This window comes from Azospirillum endophyticum, from assembly GCF_016595245.1.
Lineage (GTDB): Bacteria > Pseudomonadota > Alphaproteobacteria > Azospirillales > Azospirillaceae > Azospirillum > Azospirillum endophyticum.
On sequence record NZ_JAENHM010000035.1, the window covers coordinates 187674 to 213368 of the forward strand.

A 25695-nucleotide genomic window follows, 5' to 3' on the forward strand; every position below is an offset into this window, starting at 1 on the left:
CGGCTTCACTGGCCGGCCAGTTGGTTTTTCTGGTTGTCCGGACCGGCCAGGGACGGGGCGTCCTCCTTCAGGGCGACCCCCGTCAGCTTCAGCCGTGCCGCCTCGGTGGCGAGCCAGCACAGCTTCTCGGCGGCCGTCTGGATCGACAGGCCGTCGGAATGGATGTTGGAGATGCAGTTGCGTTCGGAATCGGCGCGGCCGGGCTTCGGGTCCCAGGTCAGATAGGCGCCCAGCGATTCCGCGGCCGACAGGCCGGGCCGCTCGCCCACCAGCAGCGCCACCAGCCGGGCGCCCATGGCCGACGCCACCTCGTCGCCGAGCGCGACGCGGGCCTGGCCGGCCAGCACCACCGGCCCGATGCGCAGGTGCCGCAGCCGCGCCACGCAGGCCTGGACCAGCGGGGCGGCATTGACCTGCACCGCGGCGGCCGACAGCCCGTCGGCGATCACGAACAGCAGGTCCCACTCCCCGGACGGCAAGGCGGCGGCGCTGGCCGGATCGAGCCGGCGGCCGAGATCGGGGCGCCGCAGATAGGTCGGGCGGTCGGGGGCGGCGCTGTGGACGCGCAAGGTCTCCAGCGGCGACAGGTCGCTGGCCAACCGGTCGAAGTCGACCGCGCTGTGCACCGCGTCGCGGGCACGGGCATGGGCCAGCTGGAACTCCAGCAGCGCCTTGGTCGGCAGGGCGTCGCCGCTGCGGCCCAGCGCGATGCGGGCGCGGGTCGCGGTGCGGAAGCGCGCCCAGGGGTCCTTATCGGCATCGCTCATCGGGCCGCGCTCCCCAGCAGGGCGGAAACGACGAGGCTCTGGTCGGGCCAGGGCGGCAGGCGGCGCTGCTCGTCGAGCCAGCCGGCCTTCTCCAGCCAAGCCTCGAACTCGGGCGCCGGCGGGCGTTTCAGCAAATGCCGCAGGCCGAGCACGTCGTGATAGGACAGGCTCTGGTAGTTCAGCATGACGTCGTCGGCGCCGGGCACCGCGATCAGGAAATTGACGCCCGCAGTCGCCAGCATCGTCATCAGGACGTCCATGTCGTCCTGGTCGGCCTCGGCGTGGTTGGTGTAGCAGGCGTCGCAGCCCATCGGCACGCCCAGCAGCTTGGCGCAGAAATGGTCCTCCAGCCCGGCCCGGGTGATCTGCTTGGCGTCGTAGAGGTATTCGGGGCCGATGAAGCCGACCACCGTGTTGACCAGCAGCGGGTCGAAGGCACGGGCGACGGCATAGGCGCGGGTTTCCACCGTCTGCTGGTCGACGCCGAAATGGGCGTCGGCCGACAGGGCCGATCCCTGCCCCGTCTCGAAATACATGACGTTGTCGCCGATGGTGCCGCGCTTCAGCGCCTTGGCGGCCTCCTGCGCCTCGGCCAGCAGCGGCAGGGTGACGCCGAAGCCGGCATTCGCCTTCTCGGTTCCGGCGATCGACTGGAAGACGAGGTCGACCGGCGCCCCGCGCTCGATCGCCTGGATGGTCGTGGTGACATGGGCCAGCACGCAGGACTGCACCGGAATGTCGAAGCGCGTGCGCACGGCGTCCAGCATCTCCAGCAGCGCGATGCAGGCCGGGACGTTGTCGGTCGCCGGGTTGATGCCGATCACCGCGTCGCCGATGCCGTAGAGCAGCCCGTCCAGCGTCGAGGCGGCAATGCCGGTCGGGTCGTCGGTCGGGTGGTTGGGCTGCAGCCGGCTCGACAGCCGTCCCGGCAGCCCGACCGTGGTGCGGAAGCGGGTGACGACTGAGCATTTGGCGGCGACGCAGACCAGATCATGGTTGCGCATCAGCTTGGACACCGCCGCCGCCATTTCCGGCGTCAGGCCGGGGGCGAGCGCGGTCAGCGCCGCGGTGTCGGCCTGGTAGGACAGCAGCCAGTCGCGGAACTGCCCGACCGTCATGTGCGCCACCGGCCAGAAGGCCTCGGCGTCATGGCTGTCGATGATCAGCCGCGTCACCTCGTCGGTCTCGTAGGGGACCAGCGCTTCGGCCAGGAAAATCTTCAGCGGCAGGTCGGCCAGCACCATGCGCGCCGCCACCCGTCGCTCGTCGCTGTCGGCGGCGATCCCCGCCAACTCGTCCCCCGACCGCCGCGGCGAGGCGCAGGCCATCACCGCCTTCAGGTCGTCGAAACGGTGGCGTTGCCGCCCCAGATCGCAATGGTAACCAGCCATGCCGGCCTCCCGCCCGTCTCATCCGGTAACGAGAGTGGCACGGGTGACGCGTTAGGCAGTTGACCGTAGAACACAAAATGCAGGCAGGGGGAGTAGCTGACATGGCGACGCCCGAGCCCAAGCGTGACCGTCGGCGGAGCAATCGGCTAGGCGGCCGAACCCGAAGCCCGGCTGTGCCGTTTCCTATCGCACTGCAGCGCGCCGCCGGTCACCCGACGCCGCGCGCCACAAGGAAGGAGACCGTCATGCTGACGCTGTTGCGCACCGCCGTCCTGGTCCTGCCGCTGGTCGCCGTGGCCGCCTGCCACAAGGAAGGCCCGGCCGAGCGGGCCGGCGAGTCCATCGACAAGGCCGGCCAGAGCGTCAAGGACGCCATCGACCCGCCCGGCCCGGCGGAAAAGGCCGGCCGCGCCATCGACCGGACGGTGAACTGAGATCCTCCGGCCGGGCCGCTCAGCGGGCCGCGAAGTCCCGGTCCCGGCCGGCCGGCTGGATGCCCGATACCTCCAGCAGCAGCTTGCTGAGAATGGCGTCGGCGAAGGCGTCGAAGTCGCGGGCGGGCACCAGGAAGGCGCCGGGGCCGCCGATGACATGGTCGCGGTAATAGCCGTCCAGATCGTTCGGCGCCGCCCCGCCCCAAGGATTGGGGCGGTCGTTCAGGATCGGCAGCCCGTTGATGGTGATGCCGCGGGCGACCGCGGCGTCGCGCGCCTCCTCCACCGGGCGGCCGCGGTTGTTCTCGCCGTCTCCCGAAATGTCGATGACCCGCCGCGTGCCCTCGAACCCGTTGCTGCCGAACAACGGGACGGCGTAGTCGATGGCGGCGCTGATCGAGGTCCATTGCTCCGTCATCATCGGCGCCTCCGCCACCATGGCGGCGAAGCGTTCGACGCTGGCCGGATCGCTCAGTTCGGTCCAGGCGACGACGATGTGCTGGTGGCTCTCGCCCGCCCATTCCACATAGGTCGCGCTGATCCGGCCAAAGGGGCCGCCGCGGATCGCCGCCTGCACTTTCGGATTCAAGAGTGCCTGGACATAGCCGTTGCGCTGCAGCCTCGCCTCGTCCGGGTCGACGCTGCCGGATACGTCCACCGCCATGACCAGTTCCAGGTCCACCGGCGTCTGGGCCGCCGCCGGGACCGAGGCCAAGGACAGGCATAAGGGCGTGAGGATCAGGAGACAGGCGAGGAGATTGGCCCGCATATGGGCATAGGGATGGGCCAAGAGACGGTATGCACGCATACGCACCCTCCTTCTCGCCACCGGTGTCCGGCCCGACCCGCCGGACGAAAGATTGAGGATTGGTACGCGAAGCGTTTCTGTCCATGGCGCGCCGGGCTATTCCGGCAGACGCGAAGGGCCAGTGCGGGGTACCCCACCGCTCAAGACACCAAGGCGGCGCTTGGGGATTTGCCGGATTGACGCGGCCAATGCGTGACAAATGCCCGATTGCCTGCATAGCTTAGCCCGTAAGGGGTAGACCATAGGGATGCCCTGCCCCGCCGCCCGGCCCACCCTCCGTCCGAAGCAGCCATCGACTTGCTCCCCGGTCCCTCGTCCTCCTTTCACCGCACGGCACTTCGGCTGTCGCGATGGGCACATCGTCTGCTGTGGGTCATGTGCGCAGCTGCGACGATCGGTTCGACCGCCGGCGCTGCGCCCCAGACCCTGCCCGCCCCGCTGCATTCGGCCGAGCTGTTCGCACCCGACCTGCCGAAGCCGCAGGCTCCGGATGTCCGCCCCGTCGAGATCCCCAGCACCTGCGCCGACCATGAGCCGGCAGGCCAGGCCGTCCTCGAGGCCCTGTTCGGCGGTGAGGAGGCCTTCGCCGAACTGGCGCGGCGAACGCCGGCCGAAGCCTTCCGCTGCTCGAGCCTGTTCCCCGGCGAGGCGGCGCTGGCGGCGTTGCGCGAGGCGGCGTCGGTCGCACCCTTCGATGCGGTGGGAGCCGCCGACCAGTTGACCACCCGCCCAGGCGGTGGGGAAATCGTCGCCCGGGCGCTTGACCTCGGGCTGCTGACGCGTGCGCTGGGCGACGGAATGCCCTTTTACGAGACGCGGCACGAGTTGCGCAAACGCCTTCCAAAGCCGGATCTGCGGGTGTTGGAGATCCAGGCGTCGAAGACGCTGGCAGCTTCCCTTGCGCGCAATCCGGCGGCGATGGCGGTGAAGATCGGCGCCCTGCTCGACGACATGGTGGACGATCCGCTGACCGACCGCTTCCGCATCACGACGGCACTGTCCTCGGAGGAACTGCTCGGGCTGATCGCACGGATCGGACCGCAGCTCTATACCTCCTCGCTCGACGGGCTGGTCGACATCCTGCGGATCCAATTGAAGCAGGAGCGGCGCGGCTTCCTCGACCTCGCCCGCGGGGAGCGGACGCGGCCGCTATGGGCGGACTTCTTCGTCGCGACGGTCGGCGGCGGACGCGCGGCCAGCTTGTTCGGCACCAACCCCGCCACCGCGCGGGACCTGATGCACGAAAGCCTGCAGGCATTGCTGCCGGCCGATCTGCCGAAGGCTCCCGGAATCGACAGCGCGGTGGTGATCGGCGCGCTCGCCGATGCCATGGACCTCGACAACCGGCCCGTCCGCGCCGCGCTGGAGGACGAACTGGCCGCCTGGTATCGCAGGGCCGGCGATTTGCCGGCCCGGAACGTGGCCGGTCTCGCCGGCAGCGTGCACGCGATGCGCCTCTCCGGCCGGGCCGCCACCCCCGCCTTCGATGCGGAACAGTTCCTCCAGCGCCATCCGCCGGCCATCCTGCCCGTCCTGACCGGACAACGCCTGTTCCGCAACGGCGTCAACGTGCAGCGGATGACCTTCTACGACGATCCCGACGGACGGGCGTCCTTCCGTGGTTTCCTGAAGCAGCACCGCGCCCAGGGCTGGGCGCTCCACAGCCAGTCCGGCTTCGCCGTCGCCGTCAGCCCGGACCGGCACGGCCGCCGGATCGTCATCGTCGCCGACGTCCCCGGGGCCGGCGATGCCGGGCGCGCCGCCGCCTGGGACTGGATGGCACGCGAGGGGCTGACCCCGTCCATCGTCATCCATCGCGGCCACAGCTATCACGAGGACGCCACCATGACGGAGATCGCGCCGGCCACGGCGCTGGTCTTCTGGGGCTCCTGCGGCGGGCACACGCGGCTGCGCGCCACGCTGGAACGGGCGCCCGATGCGCTGGTGCTGGCGACGCAGAACATCGGCGTGTCGACCGTCAACGAGGCCTTGCTGGGCATCATCGAGGAACGGCTGCTGGCCGACGGCACCATCGACTGGGATGCCGTATGGAAGGAGGCGCAAGGTCGGATCCGCGACCGCCGCTTCGCGTCCTACAAGCGGCCCGACCAGGATTCGGCGAATCTGGCCTTCCGCGCCTGGCGGGACCTGGCGGCCCACTGATCGGCGGCCGGACCGGCATCGGCGAGCATGGCTGCGTTTCGGCGGGGCCGCTTGCGGCAGACCCGGACGCATGATGCTGTGGTGCTTCCGAATGTCGCATCTCTCCTTCATCGAGGCCCGACGACCATGACGTGGCAGACGCTCGCCTTCTTCTTCGCCACCGCCTTCGTGATCTCGATGACGCCGGGGCCGAACATGCTGCTGGCGATGAGCCTGGGGCTGCGCTTCGGTGCACGCCGTGCCGCCTGGGGCGGTGCCGGCATGTGCGCGGCGCTGGCGGTGATGGCGGCGCTGTCGGCCTTCGGACTGGGCGCCCTGCTCTCCACCTCGGTCCTGGCTTTCGAGATCGTGCGCTGGGCCGGCGTCGCCTATCTGACCTGGCTCGGCATCGCCGCCTGGCGGGCGCCGGTCCAGCCCGCCGGAGAGCGCGACCCGGCCGCCGTCTCGGGCGAAGGCACCCCCGTCCGGCTGTTCCTGCGCGGTGCGCTGGTCGCCTTCAGCAACCCGAAGGCTCTGGTCTTCATGGGCGCCCTGTTCCCGCAGTTCATCGATGCGGCCGCCCCGCTGGCGCCGCAGCTGATGGCGCTGGTCGCCACCATGGTGGTGATCGAGTTCGGCTGGATCATGGCCTATGCCACCGGCGGCGACCGGCTGGCGGCCAAGCTGACCACCGCGTCGGCGGCCAGATCGCTGAACCGGCTGACCGGCGGCCTGATGATCGGCGCCGGCGGATTGCTGGCGCTTGCCCGCCGGGTCTGATCGCTTTCCTTCCCCGATCAAGAAAAAGGGCCGCGCAAATGCGCGGCCCTGAAGTTTAGGGAGGAAACGCCCCGAGAATGGGCAGGGCCAGAATATGCTGCGGCGCACACGAACTGGTATTACCAATGCTGAATGGTAGCCATGCGCAGTGGGAATGGGCCCATGCAGCAATATGCATTGTCAGCAATAGTCCGGCCCTTCCGGTTACAAAAATTTCACGGAACCGCCGCGCACCGGTCATCACCCGCCCCGCTAATGCTTCGGTTCGCCAGCCCTGCCAAAGACTTGCCTCTGGCAGGGCTGGCGGTTCGAAACATCCGGCCGAGGAACGGTGCGATGGCGATCCCAGTCCTGCGCAGCCTGACGCTGAAGCAGGCGATTCACGCGGTTCTCGCCGCCTTCGTCGTCGGCCTGACCATCACCGCCGCCGAATTCTCCTGGACCGCGGCCCGCGAACGGGCCAGGGCGCTTGCCCAGACGGCGGATCTCGCGGCACTGGTGGAAGGTCCGGCGGCCAGTGCCGCCTGGCTGATCGACGGCGAGCTGGCGGCGCAGGTGCTGCAGGGCGTGGTCCACGCCAATGCCGCCTGGGCGGAGATCCGTCTGGGCGACGGCACCCTGCTGGCTCGCCGCGACCGCCCGGCCAAGCCGATGAGCCTGCTGGACCGCGCCGCGGCGGCGCTGCTCTTCGGCGACGGGCCGGTGGTGATCCATGAGCTGACGGCCCCGGCGAGCAAGGCCAAGGTCGCGATGGCCAAGGTCGCCGACGGCGCCCGGATCGGAACACTGGTCGTCGGCATCGACACCGGCCGGGCGGCAGCCGGCTTCCTTGCCTATGCCTCGACCGCGCTGGTGGCGGGAACCCTGCGCAACCTGCTGATCGGGCTGGCGATGGCGGCGGTGTTCCACCGGCTGCTGACCCGGCCGCTGCTGCAGATCGGCCGCGCGGTGGCGCGCATCGACCCGGAAAAGCCCTACGGGCAGCCGCTGGCCGTGCCGCGCGGCCATGCCGACGACGAACTGGGATTCGTCATCGCCCGCTTCAACCACACCTTGACCCTGCTGGAGCGCGAGCATGACGAGCTGCGGCGGATGGCGACGCGCTGTCCGCTGACCGGGCTGGCGAACCGGGCGCTGCTGCTCGATCGGCTGGACCACGCCATCGAGCTGGCGACCCGAGCCCGTCCGCCGGACGCCGGCCGGCTCGCGGTGCTGTACGTCGACCTCGACCGCTTCAAGCGGGTCAACGACAGCCTCGGACATGGCGTCGGCGATCTGCTGCTCTGCCGGGTGGCGGAGCGGCTGGGCGCCAACGTGCGCCGCTGCGACACCGTCGGCCGGCTGGGCGGCGACGAGTTCCTAGTGGTGCTGGAGCGCGTCGCCGACCGGGACGAGGCGGCGACGGTCGCGCAGCGGCTGCTCGACGGCCTGTCGTCCCTGCGCGAGGTGGGGGACCACCGCGTCCACCTCACCGCCAGCATCGGCATCGCCATCCATCCTGCGGAGGGGAGTGGAGAGGCGCCGGACAGCACCGGCCTGATGCGGATGGCCGATTCGGCGATGCAGGCGGCCAAGACGGCGGGCGGCGACCGCTTCGTCTTCTACACCCGCGAGATGACCGATCGCGCCGAGATCCGCCTGCGACTGGAATCCGGCCTGCGCGAGGCGGTGGCGGCACGGTCCTTCGAACTGGTCTATCAGCCGAAGATCGAGGCGGCGAGCGGTCGGCTGACCGGCTTCGAGGCGCTGATCCGCTGGCGGCACGAGGGTGCGGCGATCTCCCCGGCCGACTTCATCCCGGTGGCCGAGGACACCGGCCTGATCATCGAGATCGGCCGCTGGGTGCTGGAGGAGGCCTGCCGCACCGCGACCCGCTGGGCGCTGGACCATGGCCCGGTGCCGGTGGCGGTCAACGTCTCCGCCCGCCAGCTCGCCGATCCCGGCTTCTCCCGGCTGGTCGAGCAGGTGCTGCAGCGTCATGGCACGCCGGCCCGCCTGCTGGAGTTGGAAATCACCGAAACCGTCATCATGAAGGACGTGCGCCACCATCTGCCGACCTTGAACCGGCTGCGGGCCCTGGGGGTGCGCATCGCCATCGACGATTTCGGCACCGGCTATTCCTCGCTGGCCTATCTGCGCCAGCTGCCGGTGGACGTGCTGAAGATCGACCGCAGCTTCGTCAACGACCTGCCGCACGCCCCCGACATCGCCTCCACCGTCCTCGCCCTGGCGCAGCGGCTGCTGCTGTCCACGGTGGCGGAGGGGGTGGAAACCGCCGAACAGCGGCATTGGCTGGCGGAAGCCGGCTGCGACGTCCTGCAAGGCTATCTGATCTCGCGCCCGCTGGCCGCCGAGGCGGCCGAAGCGATGGTGATGACGGCCTTCGCCCGCGACGAGGCGCTGCCCCTGTCGGCATGAGTGGCGGCGGCAGGGGAATGGCCCGGAGTTCCGGTCAACGCGCGGCGGAGTCCCGGTCAAGACAAGGTCCCGCCCGCCGGCTATGGTCGCTCCCTCCCGCGCCAACCGACCGACACGCGACCATGACCGTTTCAGTTCCCCTGCCCGACCGCCGCTCCGTCAACCGCGCCACGCTGGTCGGCTTCACCGCCATCCTGATGTGGGCGACGCTGGCCCCGCTGGCGACCCTGGCCTCCATGGTGCCGCCGTTCCAACTGGTGGCGACTTCCTTCCTGCTGGCCTTCCTGGTCGGCAGCGGCTGGACCGCGTCGCGCGGCGACAACCCGCTGCGCTATTTCCGCCAGCCGCCGGCCGCCTGGGCGCTGGGGGTGGGTGGGCTGTTCGGCTTCCACTTCCTCTATTTCATGGCCCTTCAGGCAGCGCCGCCGGTCGAAGCCAACCTGATCAACTATCTGTGGCCGCTGTTGATCGTGCTGTTCTCCGCCCTGCTGCCGGGGGAGCGGCTGCGGTCCTGGCACATCGGCGGGGCCGTCGCCGGGCTGGCGGGGACGGCGATGCTGATCGCGCGCGGCGGGACCGGGGGTCTGTCCATCGACCCGGCGCATTTGCCGGGCTATGCCACGGCGCTGGGCAGCGCCGTCACCTGGGCCGGCTATTCGGTGCTGCGCCGCCGGCTGGGCCAGATCGGCGAGGCGCCGACCGATGCGGTCAGCGCCTTCTGCCTCGTCACCGCGCTCCTGTCGCTGCTCTGCCATCTGGCGCTGGAACGCACGGTGTGGCCGGACACCGCCGCCGGCTGGGGAGCGATGCTGCTGCTGGGGCTGGGACCGGTGGGGGCGGCCTTCTTCGTCTGGGATTACGGCGTGCGCCACGGCGACATCCGGGCCCTGGGGGCGCTGTCCTATCTGGCGCCGCTGCTGTCGACCCTGCTGCTGGTCCTGTTCGGCCTCGCCGCCAATTCGGGGATCATCTGGGTGTCCTGCGCCCTGATCGCCGGCGGGTCGCTGCTCGCCAGCAAGGATCTGCTGCGGCCGAAGGCCTAAACCTCCGCCCCGTGTGCGGCGGCGGCGACGTCGCGGCGGGCTCGGTCGCCGCTCTCCAGGCCGTTGAAGTACCAGTTCAGCGCCACCGCGGTCAGCGTGCCGAGCAGGATGCCGCTGTGCAGCAGCGGCGACAGGAAGGACGGCATCTGCGAGAAGAACTTGTCCGACACCAGCGGGATCAACCCGACGCCGACGCTGACCGCCACGACGATCAGGTTCTCGCGCCGGTTGGTGAAATCGACCTGCGCCAGGATCTTCACGCCGGTCGCCGCCACCATGCCGAACATCACCAGCCCGGCCCCGCCCAGCACGAAGGCGGGCACCGACGCCACCACATGGGCCAGCTTCGGCAGCAGTCCCAGCAGCAGCAGGATCAGCCCGCCCGCCGCACAGACCCAGCGGCTGCGCACGCCCGTCACCCCGACCAAGCCGACATTCTGCGAGAAGGAGGTGTAGGGGAAGGTGTTGAAGACGCCGCCGATCAGCGTGCCCAGCCCGTCGGTGCGCAGGCCGCGGACCAGATCATCCTGCGACACCGGGCGGCCGACCATGTCGCCGATGGCCAGGAACATGCCGGTCGACTCGATCATCACCACGATCATCACCAGCGACATGGTCAGGATGGCGACCGGATCGAACACCGGCATCCCGAACTGGAAGGGCAGGACCGGCGCCACCCACGGCGCCTCGGCCAGCCCGGCGAAGCTGACCATGCCCAGCGCCATCGCCAGCACCATGCCGGCCACCAGCCCCAGCAGCACCGCGACGTTGCGGACGAAGCCGCGGCCATGCTTCATCAGCGCCAGGATCGCCAGCAGCACGAAGGCGGCCACGCCCAGGAAGGCCGGATCGCCGAAGCGCGGGTTGCCGACCCCGCCGCCGGCCCAGCCGACCCCCACCCGCATCAGCGAGACGCCGATGATGGCGATGACGCTGCCGGTCACCACCGGGGGAAACAGCGGCAGCAGCCGGCCGACCAGGGGAGCGGCCAGGATGGCGAAGAGGCCCGACCCGATCACCGCGCCATAGATGCCGAGCAACCCCAGCGCCGGGTTTCCCGCCATCGCCACCATCGGACCGACGGCGGCGAAGGTGACGCCCATCATCACCGGCAAGCGGATGCCGAAGCGCCAGACCCCCACCGCCTGGATCAGCGTGACCACGCCGCAGGCGAACAGGTCGGCATTGATCAGCATGGCGATCTGGTCCTTCGGCAGCTTCAGCGCCCCGCCGACGATCAGCGGAACCGCGATGGCTCCGGCATACATCACCAGCACATGCTGAAGCCCCAACGCCAGCAGCCGCCAGGGCGGCAAGATCTCGTCGACGGGATGGGTAACGGGAGTGGCGGCGCGTCTCATGGCGGAGGCCTTGCTGTCCGATGGGTGGGCTTGGCTCTGCATGGAGCATGCCGTCCCGCCGACTCCCGGTTCCCAGCACCAAACCTCCCGCCGATGCACAGGGCTTGGGCATGCGCCGATCACCTCTGCCCGTACAGGTGGCAGATTTCGCGCGATTTTTTGCCGCTCCCTGCTGGAGACCGCCACGAAGGCTGCGTTATTCTTTAACGATCGGTGCGTACAGTCGCCGTTGCCTACCCCTTTCGCGTAACCGGAAGCCGAGCATCGCGATGAGCAAGTCGATCGAGGGTGTGTCCAACTGGATGCATATGTTCCGTTGGATCGTGAAGCTGATCCGCGACGAATATGGGGTCGAAGAGGCTCTGCTGACCCGCAACGCGACGCTGGAAACCGACATCCAGCTGTCGATCGACCAAGTCGAGCAGGTTCTGGAATACATCTCCGACAGCTTCTCCATCCGCTTCCCCGAGGGGACGTTGGACGAATTGGTGAAGCTGGAGGAGCTTTGCCTGCTGGCGAGCTGGATCAAGGGTTATTACAAGCGCCCCGAATTCATCTCCGACGGATTCGAGACGCGCTGCCGCAGCATCAACCAGATCGCCGCCTGAGATGACGGACCGCCCCCCGCCCGATCCATCCGGCCCCTATCCGCCGGGGTTCGTCTGGGGCGCGTCGACCTCCGCCTACCAGATCGAAGGGGCGGCGGCCGAGGATGGGCGCGGCGCCAGCATCTGGGACGTGCGCTGCCGCACCCGGGGTGGGGTGGTGAACGGCGACACCGGAGACGTCGCCTGCGACCACTATCACCGCATGCCGGAGGATGTGGCGCTGATGACCGGGTTGGGCATCGACGCCTACCGCTTCTCCGTCTCCTGGCCACGGGTGGTGCCGCGCGGCAAGGGAGCGGTGAACGAAGCGGGACTGGACTTCTATGACCGGCTGATCGACCGGCTGCTGGAGTCCGGGATCGAGCCCTGGCTGTGCCTCTATCATTGGGACCTGCCGCAATCCCTGCAGGATCTGGGCGGCTGGGCAGCCCGCGACTGCGCCGGCTGGTACGCCGACTATGCCGCGCTCTGCGCCCGGCGCTACGGCGACCGGGTAAAGCGCTGGATCACCTTCAACGAATTCTCGGTCTTCACCCTGTTCGGCTATGCGATCCCTTGGGCGGCACCGGGAATCGTCGACCGGGCGCAGCATCTGCGCGCCATCCACCATGTCAACCTCGCCCATGGCGCCGGGGTGGACGTGCTGCGCGATCTGGTTCCCGGGGCGTCCATCGGCGCCATCCACAACCGGCAGGCCGTGATCCCGGAGACCGATACGCCGGAGAACCGCGCCGCCGCATCGCTGCTGGACGAGCACTGGAACCTGGCCTTCTGCGACCCGCAGATCCTCGGCCATTATCCGCCGCAAACCGCGGAAGCCATCGAACCCCATGTCCAGCCCGGCGACATGGCGCGCATCGCCCGGCCGGTTGACTGGTTCGGCTTGAACCATTACGGCCCGATCTTCGCCAAGGCCGACCCGGCCAGGATCTGGGGCTATGGCTGGGGCGACGCGCCGCCAGACTCCCCGACCCACGGCGTCGGCTGGGCGATCTTCCCCGACGCCTTCAGGGACGAGCTGCTGACCATCCAGCACCGCTACCGCCTGCCCATCGTGGTGACGGAGAATGGTTGCGGCAGCCCCAACGGCGGTGTCGACGGCGTCGGCCCCGACGGCGCCGTTCACGACCCGCACCGCATCGCCTATCTGACCATCTACAACGCCGCGATGCGCGATGCGATGGCCCGGGGCGCCGACGTGCGCGGCTATTTCGTCTGGTCGCTGCTGGACAATTTCGAATGGGGCAGCGGCTATGGCCAACGCTTCGGCATCGTCCATGTCGACTTCCAGACCCTGGCCCGCACGCCGAAGGACTCGGCGCGCTGGTATGCCGACCTGATCCGGACGGCAAAGGCTTACAGCGTCGGCGTTTAATATGAAACGCACGACGCTGTAAGCCTTTGGTGGACGATCGGATTCACGCTTCAAATCGATTCCGATTTTACGCGATCCGATCTAGCGCAAGCGCACCTCCGCGCAGACCCCCTCCGCCGCGGCCTCCACCTCCACCAGAGCCGCCGCGTCGCGCAGGAGCAGGCTGTGGCCGACGGGAACGGAAAGCGCCCCTGCGCCGTCGAGGGTGACGGTGAGCGTGCCGGCCAGGGCATGGACCAGCACGACGGCGCCGCCCGCCCGATGTCCGTCAACCCGCCGTCCGTCGGCGCAGCCGCTGGCGGGCCCGGTCAGCAGGGTCAGGGCACCGGTCGCCGATGCCCGATCGAGCATCAGGTTGACGTCGCGGATCGGTCCGGCGGTCGGCTCGCACCACACCGGCGCTTCGCCGGGAAAGGCGAATGCCGGATCCATACGATGACGTTCGACCGGCGGGGCGCCGTCGACCGACAGGCGCATGCCGTCGCCCTCCACCACGGCGATCAGCCGGTCATAACCCGGAAAGGCGGAGAAGGGTCCGGGCTCGACCACGTCGGCGATGCTGACGCGCCAGAGGAAACGGCCATCGGCCATCGGCTCGACCGCCAGTTCGGTGGTGACGCCGCCGCCATTCTTCCAGGGAACGCGGCGATGGTCGGCGGGGGTCAGGCGCGTGACGGACGGCAAGGCTCTGCTCCGGAACGGATCGTCTCCGTTCCGTCATAGCACGGGATGGCGGCGGCGCTTCACACGAACAGGCTGAAGCTGCCCATCAGTTTCTGCGTGCCGGTCTGGCCGGTGGGAATGGAGTTCATGGTGCCGATGGCTTGGTTGAGCCCATCGAGGGTCGCCTGCTGCCCGGTCGAGAGCGCAAGCCCGGTATCCCCCTTGGCCGGCTGCTGGACCACGGTGTCGTAATCCTGGCTGTAATTGCCCATCACCAGCTGCATGGCATAGTTCTTGGGGTCCTTGTCGGACTGTCCCTTGTCGCGGTTGACACGCAGGGTGTAGTCGCCCTTGTCGACCGTCAGGTTGCCGGCCTGCAGCTGCTTGAAAGCCGTGTAATTGTCGCCGGACTTCGGATCGCTGTCGGCCATCACCCGACCCAGCCGGTTCATCAGCTGGACATGCACGCCGTCGTCGCCGACCTGTCCCATGGTCATCTCGCCCTTGGTGACGACCTTGAACTTGTAGAAATCGACCTTGTCGTTCGCCGCCAGCGTGCTGGCGACGTTCAGGCGGGTGGTGTTCTTGGAGAGCACGCCAATGTCGGTGGCGCCGCCCGTGGTGGTCAGCGCCGACTTCCTGACCGTCTTGGAGAATTCCTGGACGTCGCCGACCGCCTGATTGCTCTGCGACTTCCTGATGGCCTCGACCGCGCTGTTGATCGACGCGTTGAGGCCGGACACCATAGAGTTGACGCTTGAGAGAGCATCATCCGCCATGATCCGTCATCCTTCTTCCGATCCGATCATCTCGTCCGCACCCGAACGCCGATGAGGAATACCCAACACGATGTACGGCCGGCTGAGCCGTACCCGGATACGTCTGCCCTAAGGAAGTATACGACAACAGCCGGCTGAACATAGGCAGGATTCGTGATTTTTTTGGTCGAAAATCCGGATGCGGGACCGGCACGCCACGGCCGGCGCCCGAACAGGGCTCAAGACCGTGGCTTTTCCTGCGTCACCGGATGCGATCCGGACCGGCTGCCGGAGGACGTTGCAGCCAGGACGACCGGCTGCGCGGCCGACTCGGGAACCGCCGGTCCGGCGGATTCGTCGGCAAGCGGGCAATGGGGCGGCTGGGTGGGACCGGTGACGACGTCGAAATCGAACATGACAACCTCTCTCGGCTGGTGGTGAGGCCGCCCGGGTCGCCCGTGTTCGGATTTTCAGGATGTGCAGCCGGTCTAGGGCTGGGGTCACAAACACGAAAGCCGCCGCGGATCGGTCCGGGCGGCTTCGGGAGTGAGCGACAGATGCGCGTTCCTAGGCCGCCGAACGAAACCAGCGGCCAAAATATCGGGAGCGTCCGGAGGACGTGATGGAATGCGTCTGTTGCATGACGGCGACCTTAACGCCGGGCCGCCGTCCTGCCAAGCGGATTCTTCCCAAGCGGATTTTTCAGGGTCAGCCCGCCTTGCGCTCGCCCACGGTGTCGGCGACATAGGCGTCGCGCTGCCCCAGCGGGCGGGCCGGACGGCCATCGCGGTCGGTGGTATCGCGGGCGGTCTGGTGCTCGATCTCCGCGTTCAGTTCGGCCCCCAGCAGCACGACGTAGGAGGTCAGGTTGAACCACAGCAGCAGCACGACGACGGCGCCGACCGACCCGTAGGTCTCGTTGTAGCTGCCGAAGTTCGACACGTAGACGGAGAAGCCCAGCGAGCCCAGCAGCCAGACCACGGTCGCCACCGCCGACCCCCAGGTGACCCAGCGCCATTGCGGCTCGCGGCGGTCCGGGGCGTAGCGGTAGAAGACGGCCAGCGCCAGCATGATCGTCACCGCCAGGATCGGCCAGCGGGCGAGGCTGGCGATCCAGCCGATCGGCGTGTCCTGCAGCCCGATGATGTTGATGGCGGCGGGGACGGCGACGATCAGCGCCATGGCGAGGATGACGAACAGCAGACCGGCCACCGTCAGCCCCATCGACAGCGCGGCAAGCGCGATGAAGCCGCGCGTCTCCTTCTCGCCATAGGCGATGTTGAGCGCCGTCACCAGCGAATTGGTGCCGCGCGACGCGCTCCACAGCGTCAGCAGCAGGCCGAAGATCAGGCCGAAGCCCAGCCCCTGGGACGGGGTGCTCGCCACCTTGCGCGCCTGGTCGCTGACGATGGTCAGGGAGTCCGGCGGCAGCAGGCTGCCCAGCTGGTTCAGCTGGGACTCGATCATCGCCGGGTCGGCGACGAGGCCGTAGATCGAGACCAGCGCCGCGATGGCGGGAAAGATGGCGAGCAGGGCGTAATAGGACACGCCCGCCGCCAGCATCGACACGTTGTCCTTGCCCTGTTCGTCCCAGACCCGCAGCAGGATGTCCTTCCAGCCCTGCTTCGGGATCTCAGACGGGCTGTCCGCCGACCGGCCCCTGTCATCTCCGGCCCCGGTTCCGCGCCCGTCATTCGCGGCGCGCCCGCCGGCACGGTTGCGGTGTTCGTAATAGTGACGGCGGCTCAGCCCCAGCATGCCCCGCCCTCCTCAGGCCACGGCTTCGCGGAGCGCACCGACCCGGTGGCGCGCCGTCTCGATGGCATGGAACTGGGCGCCGATGGCGACCTGCAGATGGTCGTCCGGCGCGTCGCGCAGGGCGTCGCGGAACAGCGACAGCGTGCCGTCCAGACCGCTTTCCAGGCGGGCCAGCAGGTCGCCGCGGGCGCCCGGTCCGCCGGCCCCGGCCATCACGCTGCGGGCGCTGGCCTCGGCCAGGCCATGCAGAGGCGACCAGACGCGGGTACCGTCGCCGGCGGTCTCGATCCAGCCGCCGCCGTCGCGCAGTTCGGCGTCCAGCGCCACGGCGCTGCGGTCGAGCTGGTCGGCCAACTCCTGCAGGCGGCCGGACAGGGCCCGGTCGGCGATGGTCATGTCGGCGCGGCGGAAGGCCTCGGCGCCGTCGCGGCAGGCGCCGATCAGGTCGGTCAGCAGATGCCGGCTGCGCGGATCGAGCTGGCGGCCATGGGCGTCGTAATCGTCGAATTCCGTCGCCGACTCCGGCGTGCGGGCGACCGCCACGGCAAGCCAGAGGGCGCCGACGCCCATCAGCGCCACGGGGATCGGATTGGCGCGCACCGCGCGGGCGATGCGGCCGGACAGGCCGTCGCCGCCGCCCTGGATCACGTCGCGCACCACCTGCACCACGCCGCCGGACATCTGGCCGGGCGACAGGCGGAACTCGATCTCGTCGATCACCTGATCCATGCGGGCACGGATCGAGTGGATCTCGCTCTCGATCTCCTCCGGTCGGCGGCCCTGGGTGGCGGTGGTGTTGGGAGGAGCGGCGGACGGAATGGCGTCGTTGGAGTGGGTCATGCCGGGCGTCTCCTGTGGGGGGCTGCCGGCTTGCAACACCAGGAGACGCCGATTGTTCCGGCCGCGCCCGCTCCGGACTCCCGCTGATCAGCCGCTGCCGAAAGGCCGGACGATTTCCCGCCCGGCCCTCTTCATCGGCGGCCATCTTCATCGATGGCCCTCTTCGGCAATAACCGGACGCGGAGAGCGGGGATCAGGCCAGCGCGGCCAGCGCCACGCCGCCGAGCCCGATGACGGCACCCAGGCCGCGCAGGGCGAGGGCACCCTTGCCCCCGCGGGCGATGCCGCGCAGCGACAAGGCCGCGACGACGCCGGTGCCGTGCAGCAGGGCGGTGGCGAGCGCGAAGCCCAGGCCGTAGAGCAGCGGCTGCGCCGCCTCCGGCATCTCGACGCCGTGGGCATGGCCGTGGAACAGGGCGAACAGCGCGACCACCGCCATCGACACCGGCAGAGCCAGGCGGGACTGCAGGGCGATCAGGCCACCCAGCACGATCACCGACCCGGCGATCCCGAGTTCCACCGCCGGCAGCGTGACGCCGGCCATGCCCAGCAGGCCGCCGCCGATCATCGCGGTGACGAAGGCCGTCGGCAGCGCCCACAGGGCGGCACCGCCGCGCTGCGCCGCCCACAGCCCGACCGCGACCATCGCCAGCAGATGGTCCCAGCCGCCGACCGGATGCAGGAATCCGTGGGCGAAGCCGGCATCATGGACGCCGAAGGTGTGGGCGTCGGCAACCGCGGGCAGCACCAGCCCGGCCAGCAGGACGGCCGAGGCGAGGGGGAGACGTTTCATGGACCAGCATCCTCTGATGTCGTGTCGCGCCAGTCGGGTTATGCCGCCCGGGTCGGGCACACAGGGTCGGGACGACTCTTCCGGGGAGCCGGACGGCGTGGCGCGGTTAAAGCGAAGTGTAGCAGAAAGCGTCATCGCGGCCATGGCGGAGACAGGGGTTTCACCCCGCCGGATCTACGTATTTTGACGCAGGTCAATGAGTTGCGCCTCCGATCCGTCAGGATGCGGTCGGTCAACGCCCCAGGGATGTCCGATGTCCGCAGCCACGCTTCCCGGAGAGGGTTCGGTATCCGTCCGGCTGTGGCTGGACGGCGGCGAGGGCGGCATGACCATCCGCCGGGCCGAAGTTGCCGCCCGCCGCCCGCGTGCCGTCGCCGCCCTGGTCGGCCGCCCGGCGGCGGAAGCGGCGCGGCTGGCGCCCCTGCTGTTCAGCCTGTGCGGCACCGCCCAGGGGCTTGCCGTCGCCCGCGCCTGCGAGGCGGCGCTGGGCATCGACGCCAACGCCCATGAGACCGCGCGCAGCCTGCTGACCGATGCCGAGGCGCTCGACAGCCATGGCTGGCAGGTCGTGGTCGAATGGCCGGCGCGACTGGGCGGCCCGCCGCGGCCGACGGCCCTGCGCGACCTGCGGTCGGCGGTGTCCGCGGTCCCGCCGGCGCTCTACCCCGCCGGGGACGGGCTGCGGGCCGGCGGCGGCGTGCTGCGGCCGGACACGGCGGCTCTGCGCGACGCGCTGGAACGGATGGCCGGCTGGCTGGACGCGGCCGTCTTCGCCGGTCCGCCGCCGATGGACGCCGACGATCTCGTCCGATGGGCCGGACGCGGCGGCAGCGACGCGGCACGGTTGGCCGCCCGGCTGCTGACGCCCGATCTGGCGGGCTGGGGAGGCTGTGGGGTAGCGTTGCTCAGCGAACGGTCGCCCAGCCGGTTCAAGACGATGCTGGCCGGCGATCCGTCCTTCGCCACCAATCCGCACTACGAGGATGCCCCGGCCCTGACCGGCCCTCTGGAGCGGCAGGCGGACCACCCGCTGGTCATCTCGGTGACGGAGCGCTTCGGCGACGGGCTGGCCCGGCTGTTCGCGGCCCGGCTCGCCGATCTGGCGGTGCTGCCGCGCCGCATGGAGGCGGCCATCGCCGTCCTTCGGCCCGCCGATCCGGTTCCTGCCGACCCGATGCCTGCCGGGCCGGGCGCCGGTTGCGGCGTCTCGGAAACGGCGCGCGGGCGGCTCGCCCATTGGCTGCGGCTGGACGGCGATGGCCGGCTGGCGGAGGCCCGCATGGTGGCGCCGACCGACTGGAATTTCGCCGCCGCCGGCCCGCTGGCGCGCGGGCTGGCCGGGGCTGACGTACGGGACCGCGACGATGCGGTGGAACGGGTTCGGCTGCTGGTCGCGATGCTGGATCCCTGCGTCGCCTGCGACATAGAAGTACACGAATGAGGATCGCTTGCCGAAGCTCGCGGGCAGGTCGATGATGGGCGGGCGTCTAAGCAGGTTTTCCGAACTCCGCCCACAGATGGGCGGAGTTCGGAAAACCTGCAAAACCATAGAGTCCGCAGGTTTCTCCAGGCCGGGCCTGTGGCCCGATCTGGAGAAACCTGCTTAGCGGGTTGACGAGTGGGAGAGCGCGTGATGTGCACGGTTTGCGGATGCGGCGAAGGCGAGACGCGGATCGACGGCAAGGCCGCCGATGCCGGGCATGAGCACATCGGCCCCGACGGCAAAATCTACCGCCATGGCCATGGCGAGGCGCACCACCACGCCCATCACCACCATGACGACACCCACGAGCATGTCGCCCCCGACGGCACGGTGTTCCGCCACAGCCACGACGACAGACACCAAGACCAAGACCACGGGCATGCCCATGGTCACGACCACCATGAGCATGGGCACCATGACCATGGACACCATCATCACGGCCACAGCCACGATCATGGGCATACCCACGACCACCGCCACCCCGACCGTGCCGATGCCATCGACGGCGGCGCCGCGCTGAACCAGCCGCGGCTGGTCACCATCGAACGCGACATCCTGGCGAAGAACGACGGGCTGGCGGCCGTCAACCGCCGCCGCTTCGCCGAGCGTGGCGTGTTCGTGCTGAACCTGATGTCCAGCCCCGGTTCGGGCAAGACGACCCTGCTGACCCGCAGCCTGACCGACCTGAAGGGCCGCTTCCCGGTCGCCGTGATCGAGGGCGACCAGCAGACCAGCTTCGACGCCGACCGCATCCGCGCCACCGGCACGCCGGCGGTGCAGGTCAACACCGGCAAGGGCTGCCACCTCGACGCCGGCATGGTGGCGCAGGCCGCCGACAGGCTGGCGGCCGACGGGGCTTTCGCCGAAGACGGCGTGTTGTTCGTCGAGAATGTCGGCAATCTGGTCTGTCCCGCCGGCTTCGACCTGGGAGAGACCCACCGCGTCGTCGTCCTGTCGGTGACGGAGGGGGAGGACAAGCCCCTGAAATATCCGGACATGTTCGTCCGCGCCGACCTGTTGGTCGTCAACAAGATCGACCTGCTGCCCCATCTCAGCTTCGATGTCGACCGCATGATCGGCTACGCCCAGCGCCTGAACCCGTCGCTGGCGGTGATCCAGCTCTCGGCCACCAGTGGCGAGGGGCTGGAGGAGTGGTACGACTGGATCGCCGACGGGCTGGCGGAGGCCCGCGCATCCCAGGCCGCCACCCACACAATTGCCGTCTGACCGGAGGATCGCCGCCATGTGCCTCGCCGTCCCGGCATTGGTCACCGCCCTTCTGCCCGACGACCGCGCCACCGTCAGCCTGGGCGGCGTCACCTCCACCTGCTCGCTGGAACTGGTGGATGGGGTTGCCGTCGGCGATTACGTGATCGTCCATGTCGGCTACGCCCTGTCCCGCCTGGACGCCGAGGAGGCGGAGCGCACGCTGGCCCTGCTGGCCGAGGTCGCGGACGCCGCAGCCTGACGCCAATCGCAAGTGTGTCAGAAAAAAGCCACACCCACATAAATGCACGTCATCCCCGCGAAGGCGGGGATCCAGGAAACTCCGCGGACAAGCCGCTGAGCCGACTGGGTTCCCGCCTTCGCGGGAATAACGGCCTATCAAAAGCAAGGGTTCCCGCATCATTCCCGCGGGGGCTCGCTCGCCAACCGACCGCCCCGGATCCCCGCCATGACCGACCGCCGCCTCTTCACCCGCAAGCTCGACATCGCCCGCGGGGCGGTGGACATGACCCACGGGTCGGGCGGCAAGGCGATGGCGCAGCTGGTGCGCGAACTCTTCGCCGCCGCCTTCGCCAACCCGTATCTCGACCAGGGCAACGACCAGGCCGCCTTCGACGTGCCGGCCGGGCGCATGGTGATGACGACCGACGGCTTCGTCGTCTCGCCGCTGTTCTTCCCCGGCGGCGACATCGGCTCGCTGGCCGTCCACGGCACCGTGAACGACGTCGCCATGGCGGGTGCGGTGCCGCTGCACCTGACCGCCGGCTTCATCATCGAGGAAGGCTTCCCGCTCGCCGACCTGAAGCGGGTGGTGGACAGCATGGCCGCCGCGGCGCGCGAGGCGGGGGTGGCCGTCGTGTCGGGCGACACCAAGGTGGTGGAGCGCGGCAAGGGTGACGGGCTGTTCATCACCACCACCGGCATCGGCATGGTGCCGCCCGGCGTCTCCCCGTCGGGCGACCGGGCGCGGCCGGGCGACGCGATCTTGGTCAGCGGCACCATGGGCGACCATGGCGTCGCCATCATGTCGACCCGCGACAATCTGGGGTTCGAGACGGCGATCCTGTCCGACAGCGCTGCGCTGAACGGGCTCGTCGCGGCGATGGTGGCGGCGGTGCCCGACGTGCATGTCCTGCGCGACCCGACCCGCGGCGGGCTGGCGACGACGCTGAACGAGATCGCGCACCAGTCCGGCGTCGGCATGCGCCTGCGCGAATCGGACATCCCGGTGCGGGCGCAGGTCGTGGCGGCCTGCGAACTGCTGGGCCTCGACCCGCTCTATGCCGCCAACGAAGGCAAGCTGATCGCCATCTGCGCCGGGGAGGAGTGCGACCGTTTGCTGTCCTCCATGCGCGACCACCCGCTGGGACGGGATGCCGCCTGCATCGGACGGGTGGTGGAAGACTCCCACCGCTTCGTTCAGATGGAGACCCGCTTCGGCGGCCGCCGGATCGTGGATTGGCTGACCGGAGAACAGCTTCCCCGGATCTGCTGATACGTACCGGCGGGCTAACCCACCCTTTCCAAAAATACCGTCCCTTTGGCGGGACCCCTTTCGCGCGCTGGCCGTTGCCCCTCTCGGATGGTCCTATGCTCTGACCCGAGACGATCAGCGATGAGAGAATACGATGGCGTTGTCCAACATCGCTCTTTTGGGCGCTCCCCGTCTGGACCCCGGCCGGATGGCCGGAACCCGGTCGGCGATGCAGGCGATGGACCGGCTGCCCGGTTGCCCCCCCTTGCATAGGCACCGCGTCAAACGCGCCTTCGACGTCGTCGGCGCGCTGGGTCTGCTTGCCGTCTTCGGGCCGTTGATGCTCGTGCTCGCCTGGATGGTCGCGCGTGACGGCGGTCCGGCGGTGTTCGGCCACCGGCGGATCGGTGCCGACGGGCGTTCCTTCACCTGCCTGAAGTTCCGCTCCATGGTGGTCAATTCCGCCGAGGTGCTGGAACGGCTGCTCGCCACCGACGAGACGGCGCGCGCCGAATGGCTTGCCACCCGCAAGCTGCGCAACGACCCGCGCATCACCCCGGTCGGTCGCTTCCTGCGCAAATCGAGCCTGGACGAGCTGCCGCAGCTCGTCAACGTCCTGCGCGGCGACATGAGCTTGGTCGGGCCCCGCCCGATCATCGACGACGAGGTGTCCTACTATCACGCCTGCTTCTCCTTCTACACCCGCTGCCGCCCCGGCCTGACCGGGCTGTGGCAGGTCAGCGGCCGCAGCGACGTCGATTACGTCCGTCGCGTCCAGCTCGACACCGCCTATGTCGTCGGCTGGAACTTCTGGGCCGACATCGGCATCATGCTGCGCACCGTGCGCGTCGTGGTGAAGGGCAGCGGCGCCTACTGAGCCCCCCAGAGCCCCCCTCCCTCTCCGAAAGTGCTCACCCCTCCACGTCCGTCGCGCGTCCCATCGGGGCGCGCGACATCGCTGTTTGCGCGTCCTATCTGTGGAGTCCGTCCCCTTCGCGCGGTTCGGCCGTTCCACCGCCGACATGACCCTCTTGCCGAAATCGGGGTGGACTTTGAGAATGGACGGATGACGTGCTAGGGTCGAGGCAACCGGCGAAACCCTGGTATAAGTGAACGATGCGCGTAAGACCGCCGGCCGGATCGGCCAGTCAAGAGGGTCCAAGGATGGCGAAGCTGCTGGCTGCCCTGCTGCTGATGATGGTGGCGATCGGCCCCGCCTGCGCCGTGGCGCCCACCAGCCGTGCCGACACCGTCGCGGCGCTCGACCGCTACCGGACGGATTTCGCGAAGATCCGCGGTTCCGGCTCGCTCTCCACCGCAGACCGCAACTACGTCCTCTTCTCCGACGCCATGCGCCGCGTCCTGACGGAGCATGTGAAGCCCTTCGACCCGCAGGTGCTGGTCGACAAGGCGGAAGACGGGCTGAAGAAGAAGAAGGCGGAGAACGCGCGCGCCAGCGACCGCATGCTGACCGAAGCGGCGCTGGACAGCATGCTGGGGGGGCTCGACCCCTATTCCAGCTTCCTCGACGCCGAACGCTACCGCTATCTGCGCGAACAGACGCAGGGCGAGTTCGGCGGGCTCGGCATCGAGGTGACGATGGACGAGGAAAGCGGCCTGATCAAGGTCGTCTCCCCCATCGACGGCTCGCCGGCCGCCCGCGCCGGCCTGCGCAGCGGCGACCTGATCGCCCGCATCGACGACGTGGCGGTGAAGGGGCTGAACCTGCACGATGCCGTCGCCCGCATGCGGGGGCCCGTCGGCAGTTCGGTCGCCCTGTCGATCCGCCGCCCGCCGTCGACGGAGCCCAACACCCGCGTCTCGCTGACCCGGGCCATCGTCAAGATCCAGCCCGTGCGCTACCGGCTGGAAGGCAACGTCGCCTATGTCCGCATCGCCACCTTCAACCAGTCGACCTCCTCGGCGCTGGATTCGGCGATCGAGGACATGCGCCGCCAGGCGAAGGGCCGGCTGACCGGCGCCGTCATCGATCTGCGCAACAACCCCGGCGGCCTGCTGGAGCAGGCGGTGCAGGTGGCCGACCGCTTCCTGGAGGCGGTCGACATCGTCTCCGTCCGCGGCCGCGACCCGGAGGAATCCCGTTCCTACCGCGGTACCCCCGGCGACCTGATGGCCGGGCTGCCGGTGGTGGTGCTGATCAACAGCGGCTCGGCCTCGGCCTCGGAGATCGTGGCCGGCGCCCTGCAGGACCATCACCGGGCGCTGCTGTTCGGCTCGCGCTCCTACGGCAAGGGCTCGGTGCAGACCATCTCCTCGCTCAGCGTCGACACCGGCATCCGCCTGACCACCGCCCGCTACTACCGCCCGTCGGGGGCGCTGGTCGACTGCTTCGGCGTCTCGCCGAACCTGGAGGTCAAGCCGACCCATGGCAGCACCGAGGAAACCCACCCCGACCCCGCCACCTGCGATCCCAACGCCCCGGTCCCGCCGAAGCCGCAGGTCTGGCTGGCGCAGGACATGTGCCCGGACGTGATGGACAAGGCCCCCAAGCCCGACGACGACCGCCCGCTGGAATGCGCCGTCTCCGCCATCCGCAACCGCCTGACCGGCACGCTCGCCGGCGGGGAATGAGCCGGAAAATCCCCTCCCCCCCCGGGGAGAGGGTTAGGGTGAGGGGGACCCGCGGCGAGGCTTCTTGGGAAGACACGCGGTGCATCCCCCTCACCCCGACCCTCTCCCCGCTTTCGGCGGATCTTCGATCCGCCTGTCGCGTCAGCGCAAACTTCGTTTGCGCGTGAGCGGGGGGGAGAGGGAGGAGTCGATCACCCGCGTCTCCACCGTCCAGCCGGTGCCATGCGCCGCGACGGCGGCGATGGTGCCGGGCAGGACGCGGCGGTCGAACAGGCTCCAGTCCGTCGGCACGCCGACATCGCCGCGCAACCGCCCGTCGATGTCCAGCAGGGCCGGCGGCGCACCGGGCGTCACCTCCACCGCGAACTGGTCGAGCGGCATCGACAGCCCGACGCCGGCCGCCTTGATGAAGGCCTCCTTCCGCGTCCAGGCCAACAGGAATCCCTCGTCCCGCCGCTCCGGCCCCAGCGCCCGCAACGCAGCGCACTCGGTGGCGTGGAAGAAGCGGTCGGCGATGCCGTCGGCGCTCTCGATGGGACGAAGCCGCTCGATGTCGACGCCGATCCGCCCCTCCGCCGCCACGGCGATGGCGAGGCTGTCCTCGCTGTCGCTGAGGTTGAAGGCGGGGCCGTCGGACAGCGCCGGCTTGCCGTGGGTGCCGTAATCGAAGCATAGCCCGGCCGGGTCGCGGCCCGTGCAGCGCCCCAGCAGCAGCCGCAGCAGCCCCCGGCGCAGGATGAAACGGTCGGTCAGCCGCTCCATCAGGAATCGGTCGGCGCGCTCCAGTTCGTCGTCGGACAGCAGGGCGCGCATCGCCCCCTTGTGCGCCGACAACCCTGCCAGATCGGCGAACCAGACGCGGACGACGCCGGGCGCCAAACCATAATCGTCGGCATGCCCGCCCGTCGGCACCGTGACGCTCTCGTCATGCATCGGACAGCGATCCTCCCTCCTAAATTAGCGCCCTGGCTCCGGCAGGG

Annotated in this window: 24 protein-coding genes; 13 read left to right on the top strand and 11 right to left on the bottom strand. The window is 69.5% G+C overall.

Translation table 11 applies throughout. From position 1 onward, the window contains the following. Window positions 1–5: 5 nt before the first annotated feature. Window positions 6–767, bottom strand: a complete 762-nt coding sequence (gene eutC / locus JHL17_RS12725; RefSeq protein ID WP_200193589.1) for an ethanolamine ammonia-lyase subunit EutC — start codon at window positions 765–767, stop codon at window positions 6–8. Then, entirely contained in the window at window positions 764–2158 is a 1395-nt protein-coding gene (locus tag JHL17_RS12730; RefSeq protein ID WP_200193591.1) for an ethanolamine ammonia-lyase subunit EutB, read from the bottom strand. Before JHL17_RS12730 ends, eutC begins: the two co-directional genes overlap by 4 nt. A 245-nt stretch (window positions 2159–2403) precedes the next feature. On the opposite strand from JHL17_RS12730, the gene JHL17_RS12735 reads away from it, so the two are divergent. Then, the gene (locus JHL17_RS12735) at window positions 2404–2592 is read left to right on the top strand and encodes a hypothetical protein (RefSeq protein ID WP_247893498.1); all 189 of its coding nucleotides are present in this window, start codon (window positions 2404–2406) and stop codon (window positions 2590–2592) included. Window positions 2593–2611: 19 nt separating this feature from the next. On the opposite strand, the gene JHL17_RS12740 is transcribed toward JHL17_RS12735, so the two are convergent. Then, window positions 2612–3400, bottom strand: coding sequence for a DUF1194 domain-containing protein (locus JHL17_RS12740; protein WP_200193593.1), 789 nt, complete (start codon window positions 3398–3400; stop codon window positions 2612–2614). 375 nt (window positions 3401–3775) lie between these two features. On the opposite strand from JHL17_RS12740, the gene JHL17_RS12745 reads away from it, so the two are divergent. The 4 genes from JHL17_RS12745 (at window position 3776) to yddG (ending at window position 9783) form a co-directional block, all read left to right on the top strand. Further along, entirely contained in the window at window positions 3776–5563 is a 1788-nt protein-coding gene (locus tag JHL17_RS12745; protein WP_200193594.1) for a hypothetical protein, read from the top strand. 126 nt (window positions 5564–5689) lie between these two features. Continuing rightward, window positions 5690–6322 carry a LysE family translocator gene (locus JHL17_RS12750; RefSeq protein WP_200193596.1) on the top strand — a complete coding sequence of 211 codons (633 nt, stop codon included), beginning with the start codon at window positions 5690–5692 and terminating at the stop codon, window positions 6320–6322. Between the two features lie 336 nt (window positions 6323–6658). Further along, window positions 6659–8740, top strand: coding sequence for a putative bifunctional diguanylate cyclase/phosphodiesterase (locus JHL17_RS12755; protein ID WP_200193599.1), 2082 nt, complete (start codon window positions 6659–6661; stop codon window positions 8738–8740). A 122-nt stretch (window positions 8741–8862) separates the two neighbouring features. Beyond that, window positions 8863–9783 (top strand): aromatic amino acid exporter YddG, encoded by a 921-nt coding sequence (gene yddG, locus JHL17_RS12760; protein ID WP_200193601.1) that lies wholly within the window; start codon window positions 8863–8865, stop codon window positions 9781–9783. On the opposite strand, the gene JHL17_RS12765 is transcribed toward yddG, so the two are convergent. After that, window positions 9780–11144: a nucleobase:cation symporter-2 family protein gene (locus tag JHL17_RS12765; RefSeq protein WP_200193604.1), complete on the bottom strand. Its 1365-nt coding sequence runs from the start codon at window positions 11142–11144 to the stop codon at window positions 9780–9782. The genes yddG and JHL17_RS12765 overlap by 4 nt on opposite strands. A 269-nt stretch (window positions 11145–11413) precedes the next feature. Here JHL17_RS12765 and JHL17_RS12770 point away from each other — a divergent pair, with 269 nt between their 5' ends. Together JHL17_RS12770 and JHL17_RS12775 are read left to right on the top strand one after the other, a co-directional pair. Continuing rightward, a complete protein-coding gene (locus JHL17_RS12770; protein ID WP_200193606.1) occupies window positions 11414–11752 on the top strand; it encodes an acyl carrier protein in 339 nt (112 codons plus the stop codon). A gap of 1 nt (window position 11753) precedes the next feature. Further along, window positions 11754–13127 (top strand): GH1 family beta-glucosidase, encoded by a 1374-nt coding sequence (locus JHL17_RS12775; RefSeq protein ID WP_200193608.1) that lies wholly within the window; start codon window positions 11754–11756, stop codon window positions 13125–13127. Window positions 13128–13208: 81 nt separating this feature from the next. On the opposite strand, the gene JHL17_RS12780 is transcribed toward JHL17_RS12775, so the two are convergent. The 6 genes from JHL17_RS12780 to JHL17_RS12805 all read right to left on the bottom strand — a co-directional run bounded on the left by JHL17_RS12780 (window position 13209) and on the right by JHL17_RS12805 (window position 17939). After that, complete coding sequence (locus tag JHL17_RS12780; RefSeq protein ID WP_200193610.1) at window positions 13209–13811, bottom strand: HutD/Ves family protein; 603 nt, start codon at window positions 13809–13811, stop codon at window positions 13209–13211. A 59-nt stretch (window positions 13812–13870) separates the two neighbouring features. After that, window positions 13871–14569 carry a hypothetical protein gene (locus JHL17_RS12785; protein WP_200193612.1) on the bottom strand — a complete coding sequence of 233 codons (699 nt, stop codon included), beginning with the start codon at window positions 14567–14569 and terminating at the stop codon, window positions 13871–13873. Between the two features lie 218 nt (window positions 14570–14787). Next, the gene (locus JHL17_RS12790) at window positions 14788–14964 is read right to left on the bottom strand and encodes a hypothetical protein (protein WP_200193613.1); all 177 of its coding nucleotides are present in this window, start codon (window positions 14962–14964) and stop codon (window positions 14788–14790) included. A gap of 292 nt (window positions 14965–15256) precedes the next feature. Continuing rightward, on the bottom strand, window positions 15257–16306 hold the full coding sequence (locus tag JHL17_RS12795; protein WP_200193615.1) for a YihY/virulence factor BrkB family protein: 1050 nt from the start codon (window positions 16304–16306) through the stop codon (window positions 15257–15259). 12 nt (window positions 16307–16318) lie between these two features. Next, window positions 16319–17146 (bottom strand): DUF3618 domain-containing protein, encoded by an 828-nt coding sequence (locus JHL17_RS12800; RefSeq protein ID WP_200193617.1) that lies wholly within the window; start codon window positions 17144–17146, stop codon window positions 16319–16321. 193 nt (window positions 17147–17339) lie between these two features. Next, window positions 17340–17939 carry a HupE/UreJ family protein gene (locus JHL17_RS12805; protein ID WP_200193619.1) on the bottom strand — a complete coding sequence of 200 codons (600 nt, stop codon included), beginning with the start codon at window positions 17937–17939 and terminating at the stop codon, window positions 17340–17342. 253 nt (window positions 17940–18192) lie between these two features. On the opposite strand from JHL17_RS12805, the gene JHL17_RS12810 reads away from it, so the two are divergent. The 6 genes from JHL17_RS12810 (at window position 18193) to JHL17_RS12835 (ending at window position 24715) form a co-directional block, all read left to right on the top strand. Further along, window positions 18193–19380, top strand: coding sequence for a nickel-dependent hydrogenase large subunit (locus JHL17_RS12810; protein ID WP_247893499.1), 1188 nt, complete (start codon window positions 18193–18195; stop codon window positions 19378–19380). A gap of 192 nt (window positions 19381–19572) precedes the next feature. Next, window positions 19573–20649, top strand: a complete 1077-nt coding sequence (gene hypB, locus JHL17_RS12815; RefSeq protein WP_200193623.1) for a hydrogenase nickel incorporation protein HypB — start codon at window positions 19573–19575, stop codon at window positions 20647–20649. A 16-nt stretch (window positions 20650–20665) separates the two neighbouring features. Next, window positions 20666–20890 (top strand): HypC/HybG/HupF family hydrogenase formation chaperone, encoded by a 225-nt coding sequence (locus tag JHL17_RS12820; protein ID WP_085091877.1) that lies wholly within the window; start codon window positions 20666–20668, stop codon window positions 20888–20890. 207 nt (window positions 20891–21097) lie between these two features. Beyond that, window positions 21098–22144: a hydrogenase expression/formation protein HypE gene (hypE, locus tag JHL17_RS12825; RefSeq protein WP_200193625.1), complete on the top strand. Its 1047-nt coding sequence runs from the start codon at window positions 21098–21100 to the stop codon at window positions 22142–22144. Window positions 22145–22277: 133 nt separating this feature from the next. Beyond that, entirely contained in the window at window positions 22278–23000 is a 723-nt protein-coding gene (locus JHL17_RS12830) for a sugar transferase (protein WP_247893500.1), read from the top strand. Window positions 23001–23287: 287 nt separating this feature from the next. Then, entirely contained in the window at window positions 23288–24715 is a 1428-nt protein-coding gene (locus tag JHL17_RS12835; RefSeq protein ID WP_200193627.1) for a S41 family peptidase, read from the top strand. Window positions 24716–24856: 141 nt separating this feature from the next. On the opposite strand, the gene JHL17_RS12840 is transcribed toward JHL17_RS12835, so the two are convergent. Beyond that, a complete protein-coding gene (locus JHL17_RS12840; RefSeq protein WP_200193628.1) occupies window positions 24857–25648 on the bottom strand; it encodes a 4'-phosphopantetheinyl transferase family protein in 792 nt (263 codons plus the stop codon). Window positions 25649–25695 lie beyond the last annotated feature (47 nt).

Bases quoted from the DNA above. Each gene is read 5' to 3' on its own strand.
- eutC (WP_200193589.1), bottom strand. From the start codon at position 767: ATGAGCGATGCCGATAAGGACCCCTGGGCGCGCTTCCGCACCGCGACC.
- JHL17_RS12730 (WP_200193591.1), bottom strand. From the start codon at position 2,158: ATGGCTGGTTACCATTGCGATCTGGGGCGGCAACGCCACCGTTTCGAC.
- JHL17_RS12735 (WP_247893498.1), top strand. From the start codon at position 2,404: ATGCTGACGCTGTTGCGCACCGCCGTCCTGGTCCTGCCGCTGGTCGCC.
- JHL17_RS12740 (WP_200193593.1), bottom strand. From the start codon at position 3,400: ATGCGTGCATACCGTCTCTTGGCCCATCCCTATGCCCATATGCGGGCC.
- JHL17_RS12745 (WP_200193594.1), top strand. From the start codon at position 3,776: ATGTGCGCAGCTGCGACGATCGGTTCGACCGCCGGCGCTGCGCCCCAG.
- JHL17_RS12750 (WP_200193596.1), top strand. From the start codon at position 5,690: ATGACGTGGCAGACGCTCGCCTTCTTCTTCGCCACCGCCTTCGTGATC.
- JHL17_RS12755 (WP_200193599.1), top strand. From the start codon at position 6,659: ATGGCGATCCCAGTCCTGCGCAGCCTGACGCTGAAGCAGGCGATTCAC.
- yddG (WP_200193601.1), top strand. From the start codon at position 8,863: ATGACCGTTTCAGTTCCCCTGCCCGACCGCCGCTCCGTCAACCGCGCC.
- JHL17_RS12765 (WP_200193604.1), bottom strand. From the start codon at position 11,144: ATGAGACGCGCCGCCACTCCCGTTACCCATCCCGTCGACGAGATCTTG.
- JHL17_RS12770 (WP_200193606.1), top strand. From the start codon at position 11,414: ATGAGCAAGTCGATCGAGGGTGTGTCCAACTGGATGCATATGTTCCGT.
- JHL17_RS12775 (WP_200193608.1), top strand. From the start codon at position 11,754: ATGACGGACCGCCCCCCGCCCGATCCATCCGGCCCCTATCCGCCGGGG.
- JHL17_RS12785 (WP_200193612.1), bottom strand. From the start codon at position 14,569: ATGGCGGATGATGCTCTCTCAAGCGTCAACTCTATGGTGTCCGGCCTC.
- JHL17_RS12790 (WP_200193613.1), bottom strand. From the start codon at position 14,964: ATGTTCGATTTCGACGTCGTCACCGGTCCCACCCAGCCGCCCCATTGC.
- JHL17_RS12795 (WP_200193615.1), bottom strand. From the start codon at position 16,306: ATGCTGGGGCTGAGCCGCCGTCACTATTACGAACACCGCAACCGTGCC.
- JHL17_RS12800 (WP_200193617.1), bottom strand. From the start codon at position 17,146: ATGACCCACTCCAACGACGCCATTCCGTCCGCCGCTCCTCCCAACACC.
- JHL17_RS12805 (WP_200193619.1), bottom strand. From the start codon at position 17,939: ATGAAACGTCTCCCCCTCGCCTCGGCCGTCCTGCTGGCCGGGCTGGTG.
- JHL17_RS12810 (WP_247893499.1), top strand. From the start codon at position 18,193: ATGTCCGCAGCCACGCTTCCCGGAGAGGGTTCGGTATCCGTCCGGCTG.
- hypB (WP_200193623.1), top strand. From the start codon at position 19,573: ATGTGCACGGTTTGCGGATGCGGCGAAGGCGAGACGCGGATCGACGGC.
- JHL17_RS12820 (WP_085091877.1), top strand. From the start codon at position 20,666: ATGTGCCTCGCCGTCCCGGCATTGGTCACCGCCCTTCTGCCCGACGAC.
- hypE (WP_200193625.1), top strand. From the start codon at position 21,098: ATGACCGACCGCCGCCTCTTCACCCGCAAGCTCGACATCGCCCGCGGG.
- JHL17_RS12830 (WP_247893500.1), top strand. From the start codon at position 22,278: ATGGCGTTGTCCAACATCGCTCTTTTGGGCGCTCCCCGTCTGGACCCC.
- JHL17_RS12835 (WP_200193627.1), top strand. From the start codon at position 23,288: ATGGCGAAGCTGCTGGCTGCCCTGCTGCTGATGATGGTGGCGATCGGC.
- JHL17_RS12840 (WP_200193628.1), bottom strand. From the start codon at position 25,648: ATGCATGACGAGAGCGTCACGGTGCCGACGGGCGGGCATGCCGACGAT.